Origin of the sequence: Streptomyces sp. RerS4 (assembly GCF_023515955.1) — a bacterium.
In the GTDB taxonomy this organism is placed as follows: domain Bacteria; phylum Actinomycetota; class Actinomycetes; order Streptomycetales; family Streptomycetaceae; genus Streptomyces.
Genome location: NZ_CP097322.1, coordinates 3,744,382 through 3,766,770 on the forward strand (window position 1 = coordinate 3,744,382; position 22,389 = coordinate 3,766,770).

The window sequence follows — 22,389 nt, forward strand, 5'->3', positions numbered from 1 at the left end:
ACCTCGCTTGCTCATGAGGAAAGACGGCGATCGCGAGGTACCCCCCCTCACGGATCCCGGAGTGAGGAACAGAGTAGGGGGATGATCCGACAATCCTCCCCTGAATTCCGGCGGGCTCGGCAGCGGCTCCGAGACGGTTCCGTGGTGGATTCCGCTAGGGCAGGCGCAGGAAGCGCGGCGGTACGGACTCCGTCAACCACACCCCGTTCGCGCTGATCCAGAAGACGTGCCCGGCCGCGCGCATCGCTCCCGCGTCGACGGACAGGACGATCGGCCGGCCCCTGCGCGCGCCGACCCTGGTCGCCGTTTCGCGGTCGGGCGAGAGGTGGACGTGGTGGCGGGCCATCGGGCGCAGGCCCTCGGCACGGATCGCGTCGAGGGCCCGCGCGACGGTGCCGTGGTAGAGGTACGCGGGCGGTTCGGCTTCCGGCAGGTCCAGGTCGACCGGGACCGTGTGGCCCTGATTGGCCCGGATGCGGGTGCCGTCGACGGCGAAGCGCTGCTTGTCGTTGGCGGCGACCACGTGGTCGAGCTCGGCCCGGGTGAGGGCGAATCCGTGGTGGGCGGCGGCGCTCAGGAGCTCGTCGATCTCCACCCAACCGTGCGGGTCGAGCGTGAGTCCGATCCGTTCCGGCTGATGGCGCAGGTGTTTCGAGACGTATTTGGACACCTTCACGGTGCGCTTGTCGTCCATCCCCCCAGCCTGCCGGGTCGAGCGGCGCTCCGGCAGGGATTTTTCGCCGCCCGGCAGAGGTGGACTCCCTCTATCGGCATTCCGAGATACGGAATACATTTTCCACGGAACTGCTGCCCAGAGGGAGAATCCATGACAAACCAGGCTTCACTGCTACGACGCGCGGCGGCCGAACTCATCGGTACCGCGAGTCTGCTCGTGGTGGTGATCGGCTCCGGCATCCACGCCTCGGCCCTCAGCCGTGACTCCGGCGTCGCGCTCCTCGCCAACGCGCTCGCCACCGCCCTCGGCCTCGGCCTGATCATCACCCTTTTCGGTCCCCTGTCCGGCGGGCACCTCAACCCCGTCGTCACCCTCACCGCCTGGTGGGCCCGCCGTACCGGGGGCGAAGGGCTCGGCGGCCGCGAGGCCCTGACCTACGCCGCCGCCCAGACGGCCGGTGCCATCGGCGGCGCCGCCCTGGCCGAAGCGATGTTCGGCCGCGTCCCCGGGACCCTGTCGACCCAGGTCAGGGAGGGCGGGCACCTGCTCATCGGGGAGGTCGTCGCCACCGCCGGGCTCGTCCTGGTCATCCACGGGCTCGGCCGCATCGAGCGGTCGAAGCTGATCCCGGCCGCCGTCGCCGCGTACATCGGCGCCGCGATCTGGTTCACCTCGTCGAGCTCGTTCGCCAATCCGGCCGGCACGGTCGGACGCGCCTTCAGCGACTCCTTCACCGGCATCGCCCCGCAGTCGCTGCCCGGCTTCGTCGCGGCGCAGCTGCTCGGCGGAGCGCTGGGCCTCGTCCTCACCGCCGCGCTCTACGGGCGTGAGCCCCAGGTCCGGGCCGGCCGAGGCGCCGCGCGGACCGGATCGCGGGAAGCCGGTGCGGGCGCCGACGGGGCAGCCGGCGCGCCGGAAGGCGGCGCGGCGGAAAGTGGACCGGAAGTGGCCGATAAGGCCCGCCGCGGACCCGAGTTCGAGGCCGTCGTCTGAGGATCAGCCCCCGTTGCCCACAGGAAAACCGGACTTGTCCACAGCCGTTTCGGATGGTTTCGGGGACAAGAGTGCGATTCGCCCTGTGGACTGCTGATCGAGCACTATCGGCCGCCCCTGCGCGCCAGATCGTTCATCGTCCGGGCCTGGAGCTCGCGCTCCGTCGCGGCCCGGACGAACTCCGCCACATGATCGGGCCCCACCAGCTCCTGCACCGCCCGCACCGTCTCGGCCGGCAGGGCGACGGGTGCGGGCCCCGACGGCTGAGCGGCAACGGCCGTGCCCAGGTGCCGCTGGAGGTGCCGGGTCGCGAACAGGCGCATCGCGCGCGCCAATTCGGCGTCCACGGTCTGCTGGGCCAGCGGGCGCAGCCGGCGGACCATCGTCGCCGCTTCCGCCGCGTCCGCGTCCGTCGGCGGCACCTGCCCGAGGTACCGGGCGAAGACGTGCTCGGTGGTGAACTCCAGGAAACGCGACGCGATGTGCTCGACCTGGCCCCGCAGCTCGCGCAGGTGCCCGGTGATCGCCGACAGCGGCACCCCGGCCGCGTACAGCTCGGCCGCGACCGTCAGCTCCTGCGGTGAGGGCACGAGGAACTCGTCCGGCCGCCCGGGGATCCGCTCCAGCACCCCCAGTTCGCACGCCTCGCCCACCGCGTCGTCGTCGGGTCTGCCCCCGAACCGCTCGTCGAGGTCGGCCCGGGTGATGCGGGCCGCCTCCTCGTCGGTCCACGGCCCGTGCACCTCCGCGACCAGTCCCAGTACGCCGCCGAGTCCCCGCCCCGCGTCCCAGGCCTCCAGCAACTCCTTGATGGAGGCCAGCGTGTAGCCCCGGTCCAGCAGGTCCGCGATCTGCCGCAGCCGGGCCAGGTGGGTGTCCCGGTAGACGTTGGACCGGCCGCGGCGCTCCGGCTTCGGCAGCAGACCGCGGTCCTGGTAGGCGCGGATCGTGCGCACCGTGGCTCCGCTGTGGTGCGCCAGATCCTCGATCCGGTACTCGGCTACCGCCTGATCGGACAATCCCGGCTCCCTACGACATGGCGGCTCGGCCGACCGCGCCCGCAGCCGCCCGGACGGCAGGTGATGCCGCCAGGTGCTCGACCGCCTGGCGCGGCGAGCCCTCCTGCGAGGGATGGTACGACCGCCGGAAGGAGCGGGGTATGGCCGTGCCGCGCTCTCTCCCGGTGGGCGGCGCCCCCGTGGCCTCGGCCGTCCTGCCGGCCCCCGCCGCGCTCACAGTCTGGGCTCGATCCTCGCGAGCCGCCGCAGCGTGCGCGGCGCGAACCGGGACATCCACAGGGCGCTCTTGGACTCCGGAGTCACCGGCACCACGGCCTGGTTCTTCACGACGGCCAGCAGGATCGCGTCGGCGACCTTCTCCGGCGGGAAGTTGCGCAGCCCGTACAGCCGCGAGGAACGCTCCTGGCGGCGCTTCTCCTCCGCCTCGTCCACCCCGGCGAAGCGGGACGTGGTGGTGATGTTGGTGTTGACGATCCCCGGGCAGATCGCCGAGACGCCGATGGACCGGTCGGCCAGCTCCGCGCGCAGGCACTCGCTCAGCATCAACACCGCGGCCTTCGAGGTGCTGTAGGCGGGCAGCGTCCGAGAGGGCAGATAGGCGGCGGCCGAGGCGGTGTTCACGATGTGTCCGCCCTGACCGCGCTCGGCCATCTGCCGGCCGAAGATCCGGCAGCCGTGGATGACACCCCACAGGTTGACGTCGAGGACCTTCTTCCAGTCCTCGGAGGTGGTGTCCAGGAAGGCCCCGGAGAGCCCGATCCCGGCGTTGTTGACCAGGACGTCCACGATCCCGTACTCGGCGGCGACCTTCGCCGCGAGCTTCTCCATCGCCTGCTCGTCGCTCACGTCCACACACTCGCCCCAGGCCTCGGGAGCGCCGACCAGCCGTGCCATCTCCGCGGTGCGGATCGCGCCCTCGGCGTCCCGGTCCACGGCCACCACGCGCGCCCCGGCCTCGGCGAACGCGAAGGCGGTGGCCCGGCCGATGCCACTGGCGGCGCCGGTGACCAGGACGAGCTGCCCGCCGAAGCGATCGGCGTACCGGCCGGGAGCCTTCTGCTCGGGCGCCCGTACGGCCGGCTCCTCGCGGGCCGTGACGAACTCCGCGATCCACGCCGCCACCTGGTCGGGGCGCGTCCGGGGAATCCAGTGCTGCGCCGGCAGCGTCCGCCGTACCAGGTCCGGGGCCCACAGCTCCAGCTCGTCGTAGAGCCGGGGGGACAGGAACGCGTCCCCGAGCGGGGTGATCAGCTGCACCGGTACGTGCGCGTACGAGTCGGCGCGTGGCCTGCGCATGCGGGCCCGTACGTTGTCGCGGTAGAGCCAGGCGCCGTGCGCGGCGTCCGAGGGCAGTGAGGCCGTCGGGTACGCGCCGGCCGGGACCTTCTCCAGCCGTTCGAGCATCTTCGGCCACCGCTTGCCGAGCGGCCCGCGCCAGGCCAGCTCCGGCAGCACCGGCGTGTGCAGCATGGCGACGTACCAGGACTTCGCGCCCTGGTTGATCAGCTGGGCGGCCCGGCGCGGGGTGGGGCGCGCCATCCGCTTCTTGATCCAGTGCCCGAAGTGGTCCAGGGAGGGCCCGGACATGGAGGTGAAGGACGCGATCCGTCCTTCGGTACGGGCCACCGTCGCGAACTCCCAGCCCTGGACGGAGCCCCAGTCGTGCCCCACCAGGTGCACCGGGCGGTCCGGGCTGACGGCGTCCGCCACGGCCAGGAAGTCGTCCGTCAGCTTCTCCAGGGTGAAGCCACCGCGCAGCGGCGTCGGCGCCGAGGAACGCCCGTGACCCCGTACGTCGTACAGCACCACGTGGAACCGGGAGGCGAGCCGCTCCGCGACCTCGGACCAGACCTCCTTGCTGTCCGGGTAGCCGTGCACCAGCACCACCGTCGGCCGGTCGCTCTCACCGAGCTCGACGACGCACAGCTCGATCCCGCCGGTGGCCACCCGGCGCTCCCGCGCGCCCACCAGCCCCGCGCCCGTCAGTCCCCCGCCCGCCGTACGGCCGGTGCCGGTGGTCGCGCTCTTTCCGCTCGCCTCGCCGCTCATGCCGTCTTCTCCTCAGCCCAGCGCCGCACGTGCGGCAGATCGTCGTCCAACCAGAACGCGCTTTCCTCGGGATCCCGGGAGTCGGTGACGACCAGGATCTCCTCGAACTTGGCACCAGTGCCCCGGAACCCGAGATGCGGCTCCACCGCCCACAGGCCGGGCTGCGGCGGATGGTCGGAGAAGTGGTACGGACTCCACAACGGGGACCATCCCTCGCGGTGCCCGTGCAGGGCGTCGGACACCAGCCCCTTCAGGGACTGCGTGCCGAACCCGAACGCGGTCGGGGACCAGCGGCGCTCCTTGACGCGGTCTATCTTGTGCGCGATGACGCCGAAGGGGTAGGCCCGATGCCGGTTGGCATACCCCTGGCGCGTCATCAGCCGCTCGACGTTCTCGTAGATCTCGCGCAGCGAGCGGCGCTCGCGCACCTGCTCCAGGATCAGGTCGCGGTGCGGCTTCAGATCGGACATCAAGCGGTCCTGCACCGGATGGAGACCCAGGCTGCCCGAGTACCCGATGTCGGCCGCGTAGCCGTTGAGGACGGGCGCCATGTCGAGGATGAACGGCATCCCCGGCTCCAGCTTCCGGCTCGTCGGGAAGAACTGGAGGGGGATCTTGAAGTTCGTGAAGGCGGTCCGGTCCCCGAACCAGGCGAAGGGCAGGTGGAACCAGTCCCGCACGCCGCGCTCGCGCAACCAGTCGCGCTGCATCCGGGCCGCCTCGCGCTCGGTCACACCGGGCCGCAGCTGCGCCGCCACCGTCTCGGCGCACTCGTAGGCGAGGCGCTGGACCTCTCTGAAACCGCGCAGGTCGGCGGAGAGCCGCCCGGAGTCGTACGCCGTGCGTCGCCCGGTGTCCCCGGCCTGCCTATCGCCGGCCTGCCTGTCCCCAGCCCTCGTGTCCCCACCCATGACAGCCGCCCGTCCCTGTAGCCCTGCGTCGCGCCCGAAACTTGACACTGATGAATGTGACAATGGCCGGAGATCACGTCAAGGGCTGTGCACGGACCTGTGGACAACCTGGCCGACATCCACCTTCCGTCCGCCCGTGTAGTCCTCAAGGCTGAGACCGGGTCCCGCTCCAGGTCTGACGATTGGGCGACGCCCCGGCACTAACGTCAACCGCGTGACTGTCATCGCGACCGAAAGCCTGAGCAAGCGGTACCCCCGAGTGACCGCCCTCGACCGGCTCTCCCTGGACATCGGGCCCGGAGTGACCGGCCTCGTGGGCGCCAACGGAGCCGGCAAGTCCACGCTGATCAAGATCCTGCTCGGACTGTCCCCCGCCACCGAGGGCCGCGCCGCCGTGCTCGGACTCGACGTCGCCACGCATGGCAGCGCCATCCGTGAACGCGTCGGCTACATGCCCGAACACGACTGCCTGCCCCCCGACGTCTCGGCCACCGAGTTCGTCGTCCACATGGCACGCATGTCGGGTCTGCCGCCCGCGGCCGCCCGCGAGCGCACCGCCGACACCCTGCGCCACGTCGGTCTCTACGAGGAGCGCTACCGCCCCATCGGCGGCTACTCCACCGGCATGAAGCAGCGCGTCAAGCTGGCCCAGGCCCTCGTCCACGACCCGCAGCTCGTCCTGCTCGACGAGCCGACCAACGGCCTCGACCCGGTCGGCCGCGACGAGATGCTCGGCCTGATCCGCCGCGTCCACACCGACTTCGGCATCTCGGTCCTGGTCACCTCCCACCTCCTCGGCGAGCTGGAGCGGACCTGCGACCACGTGGTCGTCGTCGACGGCGGCAAGCTGCTGCGCTCCAGCTCCACCAGCGACTTCACCCAGACCACCACCACCCTCGCCGTCGAGGTCACCGACTCCGACGTGCACCCGGACGGCACCACCGCCCTGCGCGAGGCGTTGACCAAGTTGGGCATCGTCCCCCACGCCGGCGAGGAGCAGGGCCTGCCCGGCGCCGGCCACATCCTCCTCGTGGAGGCCACGGGCGAGGCGACCTACGACACGGTCCGCGACACCGTCGCCGACCTCGGTCTCGGCCTGGTCCGCATGGAGCAGCGCCGCCACCAGATCGCGGAGGTCTTCCGCGACAACGACCAGCACGCACGGACCACCCAGCGGAAGGGAGCCGGTACCGATGGCGCCTGACACCTCGACCCAGATCCACAACATCGGCTACCGGTCCTACGACGGCGCCCGGCTCGGCCGGGCCTACGCCCGGAAGTCCCTCTTCTCGCAGTCCCTGCGCGGAGCCTACGGACTCGGACGGTCGGCGAAGTCCAAGGTCCTGCCGATGATCCTCTTCGCCGTGATGTGCGTTCCCGCACTGATCATGGTCGCGGTTGCCATCGCCGTCCCCGGCTCCACCGACCTGCCGGTCAAGTACACGACGTACGCCCTCACCACCCAGGTGGTCATCGGCCTCTACCTCGCCTCCCAGGCACCCCAGTCGGTCTCCCGGGACCTGCGCTTCAAGAGCGTGCCGCTCTACTTCTCGCGGCCCATCGAGCGCGTCGACTACGTCGTCGCCAAGTACGCGGCCATGGCCTCGGCGCTCTTCATCCTCACCGCCACCCCGCTGCTGATCATGTGGATCGGCTCGCTGCTGGCCAAGTTCGACTTCGGTCACCAGACCAAGGGATTCGGGCAGGCACTGGTGTCCGTCACGCTGCTGTCGCTGCTCTTCGCGGGACTCGGCCTGGTCATGGCCGCCCTCACCCCCCGCCGCGGGTTCGGTGTCGCAGCCGTCATCGGTCTGCTGCTCGTCCCCTACGGTGCCGTCTCCACCGTGCAGGCCGTCGCCTACTCCACCGGGAACACCGGCGCCATCGACTGGCTCGGCCTGCTGTCCCCGATCACCCTGATCGACGGCGTACAGACCGCCTTCCTCGGCGCCACCTCCGCCTTCCCCGGCGGCGAAGGGCCCTCGGCCGGTGTGGGAGTCGTCTACCTGATCGTCGTCCTCGCCCTCATCGTCGGCTCCTACGCCGCTCTGATGGCCCGCTACCGGAAGGCCGGGCTGTGACCACCATCGACATCGACCACACCTCCCGCTGGTTCGGGAACGTCGTCGCCGTCAACGACGTGACCATGCGCATCGGTCCCGGCGTCACCGGCCTCCTCGGCCCCAACGGCGCCGGAAAGTCCACCCTGATCAACATGATGGGTGGCTTCCTCGAACCCTCCACGGGCACCGTCACCCTCGACGGCGCCCCGATCTGGCGCAACGAGCAGGTCTACAAGCAGATCGGCGTCGTGCCCGAGCGCGAGGCCATGTACGACTTCCTCACCGGCCGCGAGTTCGTCGTCGCCAACGCCGAACTCCACGGCCTCGACGACGCGGCGGCCCAGCGGGCCCTCGCCACGGTCGAGATGGAGTACGCCCAGGACCGCAAGATCTCCACGTACTCCAAGGGCATGCGCCAGCGCGTGAAGATGGCCTCGGCCCTCGTCCACGACCCGTCCGTGCTGCTCCTGGACGAGCCGTTCAACGGCATGGACCCGCGGCAGCGCATGCAGTTGATGGACCTGCTGCGGCGGATGGGCGCCGAAGGCCGCACCGTCCTGTTCTCCTCCCACATCCTGGAGGAGGTCGAGCAGCTCGCCTCCCACATCGAGGTCGTCGTCGCCGGCCGGCACGCCGCCTCCGGCGACTTCCGCCGGATCCGCCGCCTGATGACGGACCGCCCGCACCGCTACCTGATCCGTTCCTCCGACGACCGGGCCCTCGCCGCGGCCCTGATCGCCGACCCGTCGACGGCCGGTATCGAGGTCGACCTGAAGGAGGGGGCCCTGCGCATCCAGGCCGTCGACTTCGGGCGCTTTACCGCGCTGCTGCCGCAGGTCGCCCGCGCGCACGGCATCCGGCTGCTGACGGTCTCGCCCTCCGACGAGTCCCTCGAGTCGGTCTTCTCCTACCTCGTCGCGGCCTGAAGGAGCTGGCACCCATGTACAACCCCACCGTCGCCCGGCTCACCTACCGGGCCCTGCTCGGCCGCCGCCGCGCCGCGATCCTCTTCGCGCTCCCCGCCCTGCTGATCGCCATCTCGCTCGCCGTCCGCCTCCTGACGGGCGTCGACGACAAGGTGGCGGCCGACCTCCTCGGCGGCTTCGCCCTCGCGACGATGGTCCCGCTGATCGGCGTCATCGCCGGCACCGGAGCCATCGGCCCCGAGATCGACGACGGCTCGATCGTCTACCTGCTCTCCAAGCCGGTGAAGCGCCCGACGATCATCCTGACCAAGCTCGTCGTCGCGATTGCCGTCACGATGGCCTTCTCCGCCATCCCCACCCTGATCGCGGGGTTCATCCTCAACGGCAACGGCCAGCAGATCGCCGTCGCCTACACCGTCGCCGCCCTCGTCGCCTCGATCGCCTACAGCGCACTCTTCCTGCTGCTGGGTACCGTCAGCCGGCACGCGGTCGTCTTCGGTCTGGTCTACGCCCTGATCTGGGAGTCGCTCTTCGGCAGCCTGGTCTCCGGTGCGAAGACCCTCAGCGTCCAGCAGTGGGCCCTGTCCCTCGCCGAGAAGGTGGCCGGGGAGGGATACGTCGACGCGAGCGTGGGCCTGCCCACCGCCGCGATCCTGCTCGTCGCGGTCACCGTCGGCGCCACGGCCTACGCGGGCCAGAAGCTGCGCCGTCTGACGCTGGCCGGCGAGGAGTAGAACCGAGTAGGACAGGCCTCCACGGGCCTCGCGAGGAGCGTGCCCCGCCCGGCCCACCGGCCGGGCGGGGCACAGCTTCGCGAGGGATCATCGGTGCATGATCGAGCACACCGAGCCCGAGCCGTCCAGGCCACTGCGGTCCTGGATACGCTCCTCGCCCGGCACGCACGTCTGGCTCCTGATCATCGCGGTCACCAGCGTCGTCGTTGCGATCGCTCCCGACCGCGTCGACCACGTACTCCTCCACCGCAACAGCAGCAACATCCACCAGCTCGTCCAGTACCCGATACGGGCCCTGGTCAGCAGTGCGTTCTGGATCGAGAACCCGGCCTCACTCGCCCTCTACGCCGTGCTCTTCGAGTTCTTCCACGCTCCCGTCGAACGCCGGCTCGGCACCCTGCGCTGGCTCCTGATCGTCGCGACCGCGCATGTCGTCGCCACCCTCGCCAGCCAGGAACTCCTGTTGATGGCCATCCAGGACCACCGCGCGCCGCAGAGCATGATCCATGTCGTCGACATCGGCGTCAGCTACGGGATCGCGGCCTCGGCCGGCGTGTTGACCTACCGCCTGCCCGATCCCTGGCGATGGCTCTACCTCGCCGGGGTCGTCGCCTTCTTCGGGCTTCCGCTCCTCACCGGGGGCACCTTCACCGATTTCGGCCACGCCATCTCGCTGGCCGTCGGACTGCTCGCCTGGCCACTGACCCTGCACCGGGGGCCGCACACGAACGGGATCCAGGCTCATGTTTCACGTGAAACATGAGCGGGCGAGCCGCCACCGGACCCCATGACCACCAGGAGAAATTCACTGGTAAGGACCGTACGACAGGGGCACAGTGAGAGGTGCGGGGAGCAACAAAAGGTCCGGGACGGCCACTTCGAGCGCGCCTTGCGGCGCGGGCCGTCCCGGACCTCTCGTACGTCCGGATCCCGTGCGTGAAGCCCGGGTGTTACGCGGCGCCCAGCAGGCGCTCCAGCACCACCGCGATGCCGTCCTCCTGGTTGGAGGTCGTCACCTCGTCGGCCACCGCCTTCAGCTCCGCGTGGGAGTTGGCCATGGCGACACCGTGCGCCGCCCAGCCGAACATCGGGATGTCGTTGGGCATGTCACCGAAGGCGATGGTCTCGGTCGCCTTCACCCCCAGCCGACGCGCGGCCAGCGACAGGCCGGTGGCCTTGCTCAGCCCCAACGGCAGGATCTCCACGATCCCCGGGCCGGCCATGACGATGTCGACGAGGTTGCCGACGATCGCTCGGGCCACCCGGACCAGCTCGTCCTCGCCCATGCCCGGGTGCTGGATGTAGAGCTTGTTCAGCGGGGCGCTCCACACCGCGGCGGTGTCGTCCAGGTAGAGCGCCGGCAGGCCCTCCTGCACCTGGTAGCCCGGCCCGAACAGCACCTCGCCGTCCACGCCGTCCCGACTGGCGGCGAGCGCCACCGGACCGATCTCGGCCTCTATCTTCGACAGGGCCAGGGCGGCCAGCTGCCGGTCCAAGGTGACCGAGGTCAGCAGTCGGTGGGCCCCCGCGTCGTACACCTGTGCGCCCTGTCCGCACACGGCGATCCCCTGGTAACCGAGGTCGTCGAGCACGTGCCGGGTCCAGGGCACGGCCCTGCCGGTGACGATGATGTGCGCCGCACCCGCCGCGGTGACCGCGGCGAGTGCCTCACGGGTGCGCTCCGAGATGGTGTCGTCGTCACGCAGCAGCGTGCCGTCGAGGTCCGTCGCGACGAGCTTGTACGGGAACGGGGCGGCCGGACTCACTTGGCGATCGGCTCCAGGAGCTCGCGGCCGCCCAGGTAGGGACGGAGCACCGCGGGAACCCGGACCGAGCCGTCGGCCTGCTGGTGGTTCTCCAGGATCGCGACGATCGTGCGCGGCACGGCGCACAGGGTGCCGTTCAGCGTGGAGAGCGGGGCGGTCTTCTTGCCGTCGCGGTAGCGGATCGACAGCCGGCGGGCCTGGAAGCCGTCACAGTTCGAGGCGGAGGTCAGCTCGCGGTACTTGCCCTGGGTCGGGATCCAGGCCTCGCAGTCGAACTTGCGCGAGGCGGAGGAGCCCAGGTCACCGGTGGCGACATCGATGACCTGGAACGGCAGCTCCAGGCTGGTCAGCCACTGCTTCTCCCACGCGAGGAGACGCTGGTGCTCGGCCTCGGCGTCCTCCGGCGCGACGTAGGAGAACATCTCGACCTTGTCGAACTGGTGGACGCGGAAGATGCCGCGGGTGTCCTTGCCGTACGTGCCCGCCTCGCGACGGAAGCACGGCGAGAAGCCGGCGTACCGAAGCGGCAGCTTGTCGGCGTCGATGATCTCGTCCATGTGGTACGCGGCGAGGGGGACCTCGGAGGTGCCGACCAGGTAGTAGTCGTCCTTCTCCAGGTGGTACACGTTCTCCGCGGCCTGGCCGAGGAAGCCGGTGCCCTCCATGGCGCGCGGGCGGACCAGGGCCGGGGTCAGCATCGGGACGAAGCCGGCCTCGGTGGCCTGCGCGATGGCCGCGTTGACCAGGGCCAGCTCCAACAGCGCGCCGACACCGGTGAGGTAGTAGAAGCGCGAGCCCGACACCTTGGCGCCGCGTTCGACGTCGATGGCGCCAAGGGTCTCGCCGAGCTCCAGGTGGTCCTTGGGCTCGAAGCCCTCGGCGCCGAAGTCGCGGATGGTGCCGTGCGTCTCAAGGACGGTGAAGTCCTCCTCGCCGCCGACCGGGACGTCACTGTGGACGATGTTGCCGAGCTGGAGGAGGAGCTTCCGGGCGGCCTCGTCGGCCTCGTTCTGCTCCGCCTCGGCGGCCCTGACGTCCTGCTTGAGCTGCTCCGCCTTGGTGAGCAGCTCGGCCCGCTCCTCCGGAGTGGCCTTGGGGATGAGCTTGCCGAGCGACTTCTGTTCGTTGCGCAGCTCGTCGAAGCGCATGCCGGAGGACCTGCGGCGCTCGTCGGCGGAAAGGAGCGCGTCGACGAGGCCGACGTCTTCTCCACGGGCGCGCTGCGAGGCGCGGACACGGTCAGGGTCTTCACGGAGCAGCCGAAGGTCAATCACCCCTCCAGGCTACCGGGCGGGGCTTCCTGGGATCACACCGATATCACGCTGCGTGGCACTTTGTCCCAATTGAGATGAATGCAAAACCCTTGCGCGGGCGCCCGGTTCGAGGTCTTCGCCTGGCTTGATAAAAGCGGTGTCATTCCCCGAAAAGGGGCATGAGGGAGGGTCTCGGGTGGCGGCTGAGCTGTGGGGCAGTCGCTTCCTTGTCCACAGGCATTTCCACGGGAGGTCGCTTATCCACAGGCTGTGTGTCGGATCTGTGGACATCGAATTAGATCAATAAGGAGTGGCGACCGGTCGGGGTCGGTCAGGGTTCAAACCGTCCCCACCCACTCATTCGGGTGGGAATGCCTCGCTCCAAAGAGTTGATCGGCGATACGGGGGTGACGCCGTTCACCTGCCGATCGCCGAGGCGAAACCTGGGCCACCCAGCCGATTTGTCGACCTTGTCGCACTGCCCTGTCGACTTGTCCCCAGGTCCTCATCTCGCCCTGTGGATAACTCTGTGGACAAGTGGATGGAGCAGACGCGCCTCTACGCGCGCCCGTCGAGGCAACGAGTCAGCCAGTCCGACGCCTCGGTGAAGTCCTCGTCGGAGGTACCCGGCCGTGCGGCCCGCACTTCACTGAGAGCGACACCGGCCCGCGGATAGGACCCGAGGAAGCGGACCTGGGGACACGTGCGCCGCAGGCCCATGAGGGCCTCGCTCACCCGGCGGTCGGAGATGTGCCCTTCGGCGTCGACGGCGAAGCAGTAGTTGCCGATGCCCTCGCCCGTCGGGCGGGACTGGATCAACATCAGGTTGACCCCGCGGATGGCGAACTCCTGAAGCAGTTCCAGGAGCGCACCCGGGTGGTCGTCGCCCAGCCACAGCACCAGGGAGGTCTTGTCGGCGCCGGTGGGCGCGGCCGGCCGGGCGGGCCGACCGACGAGCACGAACCGGGTCTCCGCGTTCTGCGCGTCGTGAATCTCGGTGACCAGCGCTTCCAGCCCGTACGTGGCAGCGGCGAACTCGCCCGCGAAGGCAGCGTCGAAACGACCCTCCTGCACCAGCCGTGCGCCATCGGCGTTGGAGGCCGCGGACTCCCACACAGCGTCGGGCAGGTGCGTCCGCAGCCAGTTGCGCACCTGCGGCTGGGCCACGGGGTGCCCGGTCACGGTCTTGACATCCGACAGTTTGGTCCCGGGCCGCACCAGCAGCGCGAACGCGATCGGGAGCAGCACCTCGCGGTAGATCATCAGCGGCTCGCCCGAGGCCAGCTCGTCGAGGGTGGCGGTGACACCGCCCTCCACCGAGTTCTCGATCGGCACGAGGGCCGCCGCCGCCTCGCCGTTGCGCACCGCGTCCAAAGCCGCCGGGACCGACACCATCGGGACCAGCTCCCGGGTGGCGGCCTCCGGCAGCGTGCGCAGGGCGGCTTCCGTGAAGGTGCCTTCGGGACCGAGATACGTGAAGCGGGTGGCCGACATGCGATCAGCCTAATGCCGGGTCGCCCGCCCCAGTGGGGCTGTTCACCCTTCGAGCAGCCGCTGCCCGACGTACTCCCCCTCGCGCGGGCCGGGCGGCACCGCGTACAGGCCACTGGCCTCGTGGCGGATGAACGCCGACAGGGCGTCCCCCCGGTCGAGCTTGCGCTGGACCGGCACGAACCCCCGCAGCGGGTCGGCCTGCCAGCAGATGAAGAGCAGCCCGGCGTCGGGTGTGCCGTCGGAGCCGATGCCGTCGTGGAAGGAGAACGGTCGCCGGAGCATGGCGGCCCCGCCGTTCTGCTCGGGAGCGGAGATCCGGGCGTGCGCGTTGGCCGGGATGACCGGCTTGCCGTCGGGGCCGATCTTGTCCAGGGCCATCTTCGTGGTCTCGGTGCCGCCGGTCAGGGGGGCTCCGGTGGCCTTGGTCCGGCCGATGACCTGTTCCTGCTGGGCCTGGGACTGCTTGTCCCAGTCGTCGAGGAGCATCCGGATCCGCCGGACGACCGCGTACGAGCCGCCCGCCATCCAGGCGTGCTCGGCGGGCCCGGGGCCGGCGCCGGGCACGAAGATCCGCTTGTCGAAGTCGGCGTCCGAGGGCTTGGGGTTGGCGGTGCCGTCCACCTGGCCCATCAGGTTCCGTGTGGTCATCGGTGTGCTCGTGGCACCCGGGGACCGGTTGAAGCCGTTCATCTGCCAACGCACTCGCGCGGCCTCGCCCGCGTCCTTCTGTACGGCGCGCAGGGCGTGGAAGGCCACAAGTGCGTCGTCGGCGCCGATCTGCACCCACAGGTCGCCGTTGCTCCGCTGGGCGTCGAGCCGGTCCGCGGAGAAGTCCGGCAGCGGGTCGAGGGCGACCGGGCGGCGTGCGGTGAGACCGGTTCGCTCGAAGAAGGAGTGGCCGAAGCCGAAGGTGAGGGTGAGGGAGGACGGACCGGCGTCCAGGGCGATCCCGCTGTCGCCGGTCGGCGCCGTCTCGCCCACCATGAGCCGCCGGGCGGTCTCGGACCAGCGACGCATCAGCGCGGCGGCCTCCGTGCGCCCCGCGCCCGGCGCCAGGTCGAAGGCCAGGACGTGCCCCTTCGCCTGGAGCGGGGTGGTGATCCCCGCTTGGTGGTCGCCGTGGAAGGCGACCCGGGTGGCGCCGACGGAGCTGAGCGCCCCGGCCGCACCCGAGGTGGAGCCGGCCGGGGAGTCGGCGACCGCGGAGTGGACGAGGGCGCCGCCCGTGGCGCCGAGCGCGAGCCCCGCGGCGCCGGCGGCGCCCACGGTGCCCAGCAGTCGGCGCCGGGAGATCTCGATGTCGGGGTTGCTCCCGGTGCTTTGGGTCACGCTGCTCAGCCGATCTTGATGTTCTTCTGGACGGTCGTCTGGTCGATGTCGGAGGTACGTACGGTCACGTCGATACGCCATTCACCCACGAGCGGCAGCTGGACCCCGGAGGCGGTCCAGTGTCCGGCGGAGGCGCGGTCGGGGAGGACCGGCAGCGGGCCGATCTCCTTGGCCGGCAGGGTGAAGGCGATCTTGACCTCGGGCAGGTCGAGGGGGTTGCCGTCGGGGCCGTCGGCCCACAGGTGGAGGGTGTTGGCTCCGACCCGGCCGGGGTCGAGCTCCAGCCGGACGCTGCCCTTGCCGTTCTGGCCTCCGGTGTCGAAGGGCAGGGTGATCTTGACGGCTCGGTTCGGTACGGCGGTGGAGGCGGCCGGGCCCCGCCCCGTCTCCTGTTCCGCCGCGCGTCCCGGCTCGGTGCTGGTGAGGACGGTGGTGACGGCCAGCAGGACGACGGCCACACCGGCCTCGGCGAGGACGGAGCGGCGTAGACCCGCGCGGTCCGGATCGGCGTCGCGCACCTGCTTCTCGCGCGCCTTGGCGCGGGCGGCGTTCTGCCGGGCGAGCTGGGCGGCTCGGCGGGGGTCGGCGGGAACGTCGGCGTCGGTCTCCGGCGATGTTTCACGTGAAACGGTCGGGGCGGTCGAAGTGGTGGGAGCGGTCGAACTGCTCGCAGCGGGCGAGCTGCTCGCGGCGGGCGGTGTTTCACGTGAAACATCACCCACGAGCACCTCGACCGGCTCTTGCGCCGGCTTCGTGGACGTCGCCTCCGAGAGCCGCGCGGTCCACTTGCGCGAGACGTAGGCGAGGCCGACGAGGACGGCGACCAGGCCGACCTTGATGATGAGGAGCCGCCCGTAGTCGGTCCCGGTCAGGGCCGACCACGTACCGACCTGGCGCCAGGACTGGTAGATCCCGGTGGCGGTGAGCACCAGCACGCTGATGAAGGCCACCCGCGAGAACCGCCGTACTGCTTCCCGTTCGAGGTTCGGGACCTTGTGGAGGGCGACCAGCAGGGCGGCGAGGCCACCGAGCCAGGTGGCCACGGCCAGCAGGTGCAGGATGTCGACCGGCATCGCGATGCCCGGCTGGATACCCGTGGACGCGTGCTCGGAGAGGGACCAGGTGGCGGCGATGCCGCCGGCCACGACCGCACCGCCGACGCCGAGTCCGAAGGCGAGGTCGCTCGTCTCCTTCTTCCGCTCGGCGGCCGCCTCCTCGGCGTTCTCCGCGAGGCTCTCGTCACTGGATTCCTTCTGCCGGCGCGCGTACGCCCCGAAGAGCACGGCGATGAACAGCGCGGCGGCGCCGAGCAGCAGCAGCCGGGAGACGAACGAGGCGCCGGTCTTGGTCTCCAGGACGGCCCTGAGCCCGTCGAGGTCGAAGATGTCGGCGAACCTCCCCGACCCCGTGTACGGGGTCCGCAGGACCAGCATCGCCAGCGTGGCGGCGGTCAGCGTCACCCAGGCGCGCAGCACCAGCTTCTGCAACGGTCGCTCCGCGGAGCCCCGGCGCCAGCAGAGCAGGATGAAGGCCGCGCCGCCGACGAGAACGGTGAACCCGGCGTAGGCGACGTAGCGGGCGATGCCGTACGCCACCCCGACGGGCCCCCCGCCGGCCTGCTGCTCGGGGAGGGCCACGGTGGTGGCGGAGGGGGCGCCGATGGAGAAGGTGAAGGCGCCCGCGATCGGGTGACTGTCGGCGGAGACGGCCTGCCACGCCACCGTGTAGGTGCCGTTGGGGAGCCCGGAGTGCAGGGCGGTGCCGTAGCGGATGGTCGAGCCGCTGCACATGTCGCGCAGCTCACCGGTGTCGACGCGCTTGCCCTGGGGGTCCATGACGCGGATGGAGTCGTCGCCCATGGCGACCTGCTCCGAGAAGGAGAGGGTGACCTGGGCGGGGGCCGTGGCGACCACCGCCCCGTCCTTGGGGTCGCTCGCGGTGAGTGCGGCGTGTGCCGTGGCCGGACCGGCCGCGGTGAACAGGGTTGCCAGCAGGGCTGCGAGAACCAGCGCGAGGCGCGGCAGGAGTGCCGTGGGCCGGGCGCGGGCCGGGGAAGGAGCGGGGGCGGTGGCCGTCATGGCGTGTCAGTTCCTCGGTCCGTCAGTGGGCGTTGGAGTTCTGTGCGTTGTACGTCCGTTCCTTGACGTCCAGCTCGACCTTGACCGGGTCGGCCTTCTCGAAACGCAGCTCGACGGTGATCTTGTCACCGACGTTCGGCTTGTTCTTGAGCCCCATGAACATGATGTGGTCGCCGCCGCGCTCAAGCTTCAGCTCGCCGCCCGCGGGCACGTCCAGCGACTGGACCTGCTGCATCTTCTGGTCCTTGGTCTCGTGGATCTGCAGATCGTCCGAGAGCGGGCTGGTGACGGCGGTCAGTTTGTCGGCGGTCTTCGAGTCGTTCTTGATGACCATGAAAGCACCGGCCATCTTGTCGTTGACCGGCTCGGGCATGAAGGCCCCGCTGACCGTCAGGGCGGGCTTGGTCTTGCCGTCCGTCGTGGACCCGGAGTCGGAGGAGGAGCAGCCGGATATGGCGAGCGCTGCCGTCAGGGAGAGGGCGGCGGCGATGGTGCGGGTGGTGCGGGTGTTCACGGGTTCTCTCCCTTGATGATCTTCGGCAGGTCCTTGGTGTAGTCGTCGACGGTCGTGCCCTCGCCGTAGAGGACGTAGCCCTCGTCGGTCTTGGGCGAGAAGGCGATGACCTGGGCGCCGTGCATGGAGACGACGCTGCCGTCGGCCTCCTTCTTGGCGGCCTCGATACCGATGCCGAGCGATCGGGCGGCGGCCTGGATCTTGGCGAAGTCCCCGGTCAGTCCGATGAACGACGGGTCCTGGGCCTTGAGCCACGCGCCGAGGGAGTCGGGGGTGTCCCGTTCCGGGTCCGTGGTGACGAAGACGACCTGGAGCTTGTCCTGGTCCTCCTTCGGCAGCGCCTTCTTGGCGACCGCGACGTTGCTCATCGTCAGGGGGCACACGTCGGGGCAGTTGGTGTAGCCGAAGTAGATGAGCGTCGGCCGGCCCTTGGTCTGCTCACGCAGGTTCCACGGCTTGCCGGTGGTGTCCGTGAGGACGACATCGGGCTTGTCGAAGGGGCGGTCCAGCACGGTCGCGGAGCTGGCCTTCTTCTGGCCGCTGATCTGGTTGACCGAACCGGTGGTCTTGGCACTCTCACCGCCACAGGCGGTGAGAGTGAGGGCGGCCGCCACCGCGAGGGCGGCGACCGTCACACGTGTGGTGCGCATGGAGAGATGTCCCTGGGATCGGGGATGGTGCGGATGTTCTTGCTCAGGACGCGGGTCCGGAGTGTCAGGACGTGCGGCGGCGCGAGGCGACGCCGAAGGCCACTCCACCGAGGCCGACCACGATGCCCGCGATGCCGAGGGCCCGCGCGGTCGTGTCGGAGCTCTTGGCGGCGGCCTCGTCATGCTTGCCGTCCTTGGCGGCGCCGTCCTTGGCGTTCTTCGCGTCGTCGGTCTTCTTGGCGCCGGCGTCGTGGTGGTCGTCGCCCTTGGCGGCGGTCAGCTTCAGCACGGGGGCCGGGGTCTGCGGCTCGGCCGCGCCCTCCTTCGCCTCCTCGATCCAGCGGACGACCTCGTTGTTGTCGTACGTCTGGATCGCCTTGAAGACCATCTGGTCGGCGTCGGGGAGCTTGCCGACCGAGACCGGGAACTGCTGGAACCGGCCGGGCTCGATCTTGCCGCCGGACCAGGTCACCTTCGTGACGGCCTCGTTGACCTGCTTGCCGTGGACGGTGAGCGGCTTGTCGAGCTTGGTCTTCTCGACGTTGACGGTCCAGCCGGGGATGTCCTGCGGCATGACCGAGGTGAGCGGCTGGTCGACGGGGAAGTTCACTTCGAGCTGCGTGGTCGAGGCGTTGTCCCGCTCGTTGGGGACCTTGAAGTTGATCGTCGCGTAGCCACCCTTGGTGGCTTCACCGGGCTGGACGCTGACGTGAGCGAAGGCCGGGCCGGACAGGACGAGGACGGCGCCGGCGGCGAGGGCGGCGGCGAAGGAGACGCGCGAGGTCTTCATGGCGGAAACACTCCACGGAAGCAGGGGTGACGGTCGCTCCGCGCACGGGCGCGCGCGGAGGTCGCGGCACCGGGGCTCCCGCTGTGTGTCCCGGGGAGGGGTGCCGCGTCAGGCTGCGAGGGCGAGCGCCGAGGGCGGCCCGCGCCTGATCACCGTGTGCTGGAGTGCGTCCCGCCCGGTCGAGACGGCGGGTGCGCCGACGGCCCTACGGGCCCGCGGGCCCCGGCTGGGGGCGTCGGGAAGCCCGGCCACGAGGGCCCGTACGAGGGCCAGCGCGGCGCGCAGCGGACGCACGGGGTCGGCCGGGACGGAGGCCCGGGACAGTTCGAGCAGCCGGAACAGCGCGGCGTCGCCCCGACCCAGCAGCCAGCCGGCCGCGAGCGCGGCCAGCAGGTGGCCGATCATCATGGCGGGGCTGAACAGGCCGATCGCCGGGGCTCCGGCCGTGTCCGCCAGGTGCCCGTGGCCCAGGTGTCCTTGGGCTGCGAGGGCGTCCGGATCCAGTCCGGCGGTCTCCAGGATCCGCCGGGCGTCGGCCGGGTTGAGAGGTACGGAGTTGCCCCCGCAGACCAGCTGCGCGGCGAGCGCCGCCAGCGAGGTGTCCGAGGCGGCGGCGGGTGCCTGCGCGGTGGCGGCGTCGTGCTGACCGAGGCCGAACAGGGTGTGCAGTCCGAGCTGGCCCAGGGTGAGCCCGACGGCGATGCCGGGCAGCGAACGCCGTCGTCCCGCGAGGGGTGCGGCGACCGCGAGCACGGCGACGAAGGCGATGCCCAGCGCCCACCACGGAACGGTGGCGCACGAGGCGATGGCATGACCGGCCGCGGACAGCACGACGCAGACCGCGGTGAACACCGCGGCCCGGATCATCCGGAGGCCCGCTCCGGCATGCGTCGTGTGGGGGGCAGTCATGGCCGGGCCATCATCGCACTGCCTTCACGGCGTGCATACGGCAGGTCCGGAACGTCCCATGCGTCCCCTGAGCAGGTCCCCACCTCGCCACGTTCCCCCAGCCCCATACCTCGCCCTCTCGGAGTGTCACATCGGCCGAATGAGGGCCGCGGTGGTGCTCGGGCGCTTACGGCTCACGGTAGGAGGCAATAGGTAACCGTATGAGCATCTGGTGGTCTCTCCACTTGAGGCGCGAAGCCGCGAGCGTGCCGCTCGCCCGGCGACTGCTGCTCGGGACGATGGAGACCGCGGGGGTGGACCCGGACATCTCCTTCGACCTGTCGGTGGCGCTGAGCGAGGCGTGTGCGAACGCGGTGGAGCACGGCGGCCGCGCGCCCGCCCGCGAGGTTCCGGACGAGACCGGGGCGTACCACGTCACGGCCTATCTGGACGGCGACCGCTGCCGGATCGAAGTGGCTGATTCGGGCCCGGGTTTCCCGCCCGCGACCGTGGCCAGACACAGACCCTCGCTGGCCGAGCACGGCCGCGGCCTGAACCTGATCGAGGAGCTCGCCGACCACGTCCGCTTCCGCAACCGGCCGGGTCGGGGCGCCGTCGTCAGCTTCGACAAGATGCTGAAGTGGCGCGACGACGCGCTGCTGAAGGTCTCCTAGACCGTCCGGCTCCCGGGAACGCCGACGGGCGGGATCCCGTCTCGGAATCCCGCCCGTCGCGGTGGCGCCGGCCGGACGTGCGCCGGCCGGTGCCGTTCGTCAGCCCTTGAGCCGCGCCATCCACGCCTCGACCTCGACCGAGGTTCGGGGCAGGCCGGCGGACAGGTTCCGGTTGCCGTCCTCCGTGACGAGGATGTCGTCCTCGATCCGGACGCCGATGCCCCGGTACTCCTCGGGCACGGTCAGGTCGTCCGCCTGGAAGTACAGACCGGGCTCGACCGTCAGGCACATGCCCGGCTCCAGCGTGCCGTCGACGTACGCCTCCGTGCGCGCGGCGGCGCAGTCGTGGACGTCCATGCCGAGCATGTGACCGGTGCCGTGCAGGGTCCAGCGGCGCTGGAGACCGAGCTCCAGGACCCGCTCGACGGGGCCTTCCAGCAGGCCCCACTCCACGAGCTTCTCCGCGAGCACGTGCTGCGCGGCGTCGTGGAAGTCGCGGAACTTCGCCCCCGGCTTCACGGCGGCGATGCCGGCTTCCTGGGACTCGTAGACGGCGTCGTAGATCTTGCGCTGGATGTCCGTGTACGTGCCGTTGATCGGCAGCGTGCGCGTGACGTCGGCGGTGTAGAGGGAGTGGGTCTCCACGCCGGCGTCGAGCAGCAGCAGGTCGCCGGAGCGGACGGCGCCGTCGTTGCGGACCCAGTGCAGGGTGCAGGCGTGCGGGCCGGCGGCGCAGATGGAGCCGTAGCCGACGTCGTTGCCCTCGACGCGGGCGCGCAGGAAGAAGGTGCCCTCGATGTAGCGCTCGGACGTGGCCTCGGCCTTGTCGAGGACCTTCACGACGTCCTCGAAGCCGCGGACGGTGGAGTCGACGGCCTTCTGCAGCTCGCCGATCTCGAAGGCGTCCTTCACGGCGCGGGCCTCGGAGAGGTAGACGCGCAGTTCCTCGTCGCGCTCGGCGGTGACCTTGTCGGTCAGGGCCTTCTCGATGCCGGCGTCGTGGCCGCGGACGTTGCGGACCGGGCCCTCGGCCTCGGCCAGCTCGTCGGCGAGCTTGCGGACGTCCTTCGCCGGGATGCCCAGCAGCTGCTCGGCCTCGGCGAGGGAGTGCCGGCGGCCGACCCACAGCTCGCCCTGGCCGGACAGCCAGAACTCGCCGTTCTCGCGGTCGGAGCGGGGCAGCAGGTAGATCGTGGCGGCGTGCCCGGTCTCGCCCGTCGGCTCCAGGACCAGGACGCCGTTCTCGGTCTGGTCCCCGGTGAGGTAGGCGTACTCGGTCGACGCGCGGAACGGGTACTCGGTGTCGTTCGAGCGCGTCTTCAGCCGGCCCGCCGGGATCACCAGCCGCTCGCCGGGGAAGCGCGCGGACAGCGCGGCGCGACGGTCGGCCGTGTGACCGGCCTGGGCGATGGGCTCCAGGTCGTGCAGCTCGGTGTCGGCCCAACCGGTGCGCATGTTCTCCGCGAGTTCCTCGCTGACGCCCGGGTACAGCCCGTTCTTGCGCTGCTTGTGCTTCTTCTGGGGCTGCTCTTCTTCCGGGGTCTCCGGGTTGAGCTCGTCAGCCACGTCTTCTCCTCAAGCT

21 protein-coding genes are annotated in these 22,389 nt (G+C 70.7%); 7 read left to right on the plus strand and 14 right to left on the minus strand.

The features are described 5' to 3' along the window. Nucleotides 1–154: 154 nt before the first annotated feature. A complete protein-coding gene (locus M4D82_RS17270) occupies nucleotides 155–694 on the minus strand; it encodes an RNA 2'-phosphotransferase (RefSeq protein ID WP_249766904.1) in 540 nt (179 codons plus the stop codon). 132 nt (nucleotides 695–826) lie between these two features. Here M4D82_RS17270 and M4D82_RS17275 point away from each other — a divergent pair, with 132 nt between their 5' ends. Then, nucleotides 827–1,669: an aquaporin gene (locus M4D82_RS17275; RefSeq protein WP_249766905.1), complete on the plus strand. Its 843-nt coding sequence runs from the start codon at nucleotides 827–829 to the stop codon at nucleotides 1,667–1,669. A 104-nt stretch (nucleotides 1,670–1,773) separates the two neighbouring features. Here M4D82_RS17275 and M4D82_RS17280 read toward each other — a convergent pair whose 3' ends face one another. The 3 genes from M4D82_RS17280 to M4D82_RS17290 form a co-directional block, all read right to left on the minus strand. Next, nucleotides 1,774–2,688, minus strand: a complete 915-nt coding sequence (locus M4D82_RS17280; RefSeq protein ID WP_249766906.1) for a MerR family transcriptional regulator — start codon at nucleotides 2,686–2,688, stop codon at nucleotides 1,774–1,776. A 213-nt stretch (nucleotides 2,689–2,901) separates the two neighbouring features. After that, the gene (locus M4D82_RS17285; protein ID WP_502988947.1) at nucleotides 2,902–4,737 is read right to left on the minus strand and encodes an SDR family oxidoreductase; all 1,836 of its coding nucleotides are present in this window, start codon (nucleotides 4,735–4,737) and stop codon (nucleotides 2,902–2,904) included. Continuing rightward, a complete protein-coding gene (locus M4D82_RS17290; RefSeq protein ID WP_249766907.1) occupies nucleotides 4,734–5,648 on the minus strand; it encodes a M24 family metallopeptidase in 915 nt (304 codons plus the stop codon). The genes M4D82_RS17285 and M4D82_RS17290 overlap by 4 nt, the downstream gene beginning before the upstream one ends. Nucleotides 5,649–5,862: 214 nt before the next feature. Between M4D82_RS17290 and M4D82_RS17295 the strand changes: the two genes are divergently transcribed. The 5 genes from M4D82_RS17295 (at nucleotide 5,863) to M4D82_RS17315 (ending at nucleotide 10,134) form a co-directional block, all read left to right on the plus strand. Then, a complete protein-coding gene (locus M4D82_RS17295; RefSeq protein WP_249766908.1) occupies nucleotides 5,863–6,852 on the plus strand; it encodes an ABC transporter ATP-binding protein in 990 nt (329 codons plus the stop codon). Next, nucleotides 6,842–7,729: an ABC transporter permease subunit gene (locus M4D82_RS17300; protein WP_249766909.1), complete on the plus strand. Its 888-nt coding sequence runs from the start codon at nucleotides 6,842–6,844 to the stop codon at nucleotides 7,727–7,729. The genes M4D82_RS17295 and M4D82_RS17300 overlap by 11 nt, the downstream gene beginning before the upstream one ends. Next, nucleotides 7,726–8,637, plus strand: coding sequence for an ABC transporter ATP-binding protein (locus M4D82_RS17305; protein WP_249766910.1), 912 nt, complete (start codon nucleotides 7,726–7,728; stop codon nucleotides 8,635–8,637). Before M4D82_RS17300 ends, M4D82_RS17305 begins: the two co-directional genes overlap by 4 nt. A 14-nt stretch (nucleotides 8,638–8,651) precedes the next feature. Beyond that, nucleotides 8,652–9,371: an ABC transporter permease gene (locus tag M4D82_RS17310; protein ID WP_249766911.1), complete on the plus strand. Its 720-nt coding sequence runs from the start codon at nucleotides 8,652–8,654 to the stop codon at nucleotides 9,369–9,371. A gap of 97 nt (nucleotides 9,372–9,468) precedes the next feature. Further along, the gene (locus M4D82_RS17315; RefSeq protein ID WP_249766912.1) at nucleotides 9,469–10,134 is read left to right on the plus strand and encodes a rhomboid-like protein; all 666 of its coding nucleotides are present in this window, start codon (nucleotides 9,469–9,471) and stop codon (nucleotides 10,132–10,134) included. Between the two features lie 187 nt (nucleotides 10,135–10,321). Here M4D82_RS17315 and M4D82_RS17320 read toward each other — a convergent pair whose 3' ends face one another. From M4D82_RS17320 to M4D82_RS17360, 9 genes are all read right to left on the minus strand, one after another. Then, nucleotides 10,322–11,137, minus strand: a complete 816-nt coding sequence (locus M4D82_RS17320) for an HAD family hydrolase (protein WP_249766913.1) — start codon at nucleotides 11,135–11,137, stop codon at nucleotides 10,322–10,324. Beyond that, the gene (serS, locus tag M4D82_RS17325) at nucleotides 11,134–12,411 is read right to left on the minus strand and encodes a serine--tRNA ligase (protein WP_249766914.1); all 1,278 of its coding nucleotides are present in this window, start codon (nucleotides 12,409–12,411) and stop codon (nucleotides 11,134–11,136) included. Before serS ends, M4D82_RS17320 begins: the two co-directional genes overlap by 4 nt. Before the next feature lie 537 nt (nucleotides 12,412–12,948). After that, nucleotides 12,949–13,884, minus strand: coding sequence for a prephenate dehydratase (pheA, locus tag M4D82_RS17330; protein ID WP_249766915.1), 936 nt, complete (start codon nucleotides 13,882–13,884; stop codon nucleotides 12,949–12,951). 42 nt (nucleotides 13,885–13,926) lie between these two features. Then, complete coding sequence (efeB, locus tag M4D82_RS17335) at nucleotides 13,927–15,213, minus strand: iron uptake transporter deferrochelatase/peroxidase subunit (RefSeq protein WP_249766916.1); 1,287 nt, start codon at nucleotides 15,211–15,213, stop codon at nucleotides 13,927–13,929. Nucleotides 15,214–15,218: 5 nt separating this feature from the next. Then, nucleotides 15,219–17,291 (minus strand): copper resistance CopC/CopD family protein, encoded by a 2,073-nt coding sequence (locus M4D82_RS17340; RefSeq protein WP_249766917.1) that lies wholly within the window; start codon nucleotides 17,289–17,291, stop codon nucleotides 15,219–15,221. 22 nt (nucleotides 17,292–17,313) lie between these two features. Next, the gene (locus tag M4D82_RS17345; RefSeq protein WP_249766918.1) at nucleotides 17,314–17,805 is read right to left on the minus strand and encodes a copper chaperone PCu(A)C; all 492 of its coding nucleotides are present in this window, start codon (nucleotides 17,803–17,805) and stop codon (nucleotides 17,314–17,316) included. Then, nucleotides 17,802–18,455: an SCO family protein gene (locus M4D82_RS17350; RefSeq protein WP_249766919.1), complete on the minus strand. Its 654-nt coding sequence runs from the start codon at nucleotides 18,453–18,455 to the stop codon at nucleotides 17,802–17,804. The genes M4D82_RS17345 and M4D82_RS17350 overlap by 4 nt, the downstream gene beginning before the upstream one ends. Before the next feature lie 64 nt (nucleotides 18,456–18,519). Next, complete coding sequence (locus M4D82_RS17355; RefSeq protein WP_249766920.1) at nucleotides 18,520–19,245, minus strand: YcnI family copper-binding membrane protein; 726 nt, start codon at nucleotides 19,243–19,245, stop codon at nucleotides 18,520–18,522. A gap of 108 nt (nucleotides 19,246–19,353) precedes the next feature. Continuing rightward, nucleotides 19,354–20,154, minus strand: coding sequence for a hypothetical protein (locus M4D82_RS17360; protein WP_249766921.1), 801 nt, complete (start codon nucleotides 20,152–20,154; stop codon nucleotides 19,354–19,356). 200 nt (nucleotides 20,155–20,354) lie between these two features. Here M4D82_RS17360 and M4D82_RS17365 point away from each other — a divergent pair, with 200 nt between their 5' ends. Further along, nucleotides 20,355–20,807: an ATP-binding protein gene (locus tag M4D82_RS17365; RefSeq protein ID WP_249766922.1), complete on the plus strand. Its 453-nt coding sequence runs from the start codon at nucleotides 20,355–20,357 to the stop codon at nucleotides 20,805–20,807. A gap of 99 nt (nucleotides 20,808–20,906) precedes the next feature. On the opposite strand, the gene M4D82_RS17370 is transcribed toward M4D82_RS17365, so the two are convergent. Further along, nucleotides 20,907–22,373 (minus strand): aminopeptidase P family protein, encoded by a 1,467-nt coding sequence (locus tag M4D82_RS17370; RefSeq protein WP_249766923.1) that lies wholly within the window; start codon nucleotides 22,371–22,373, stop codon nucleotides 20,907–20,909. Between the last annotated feature and the right edge of the window lie 16 nt (nucleotides 22,374–22,389).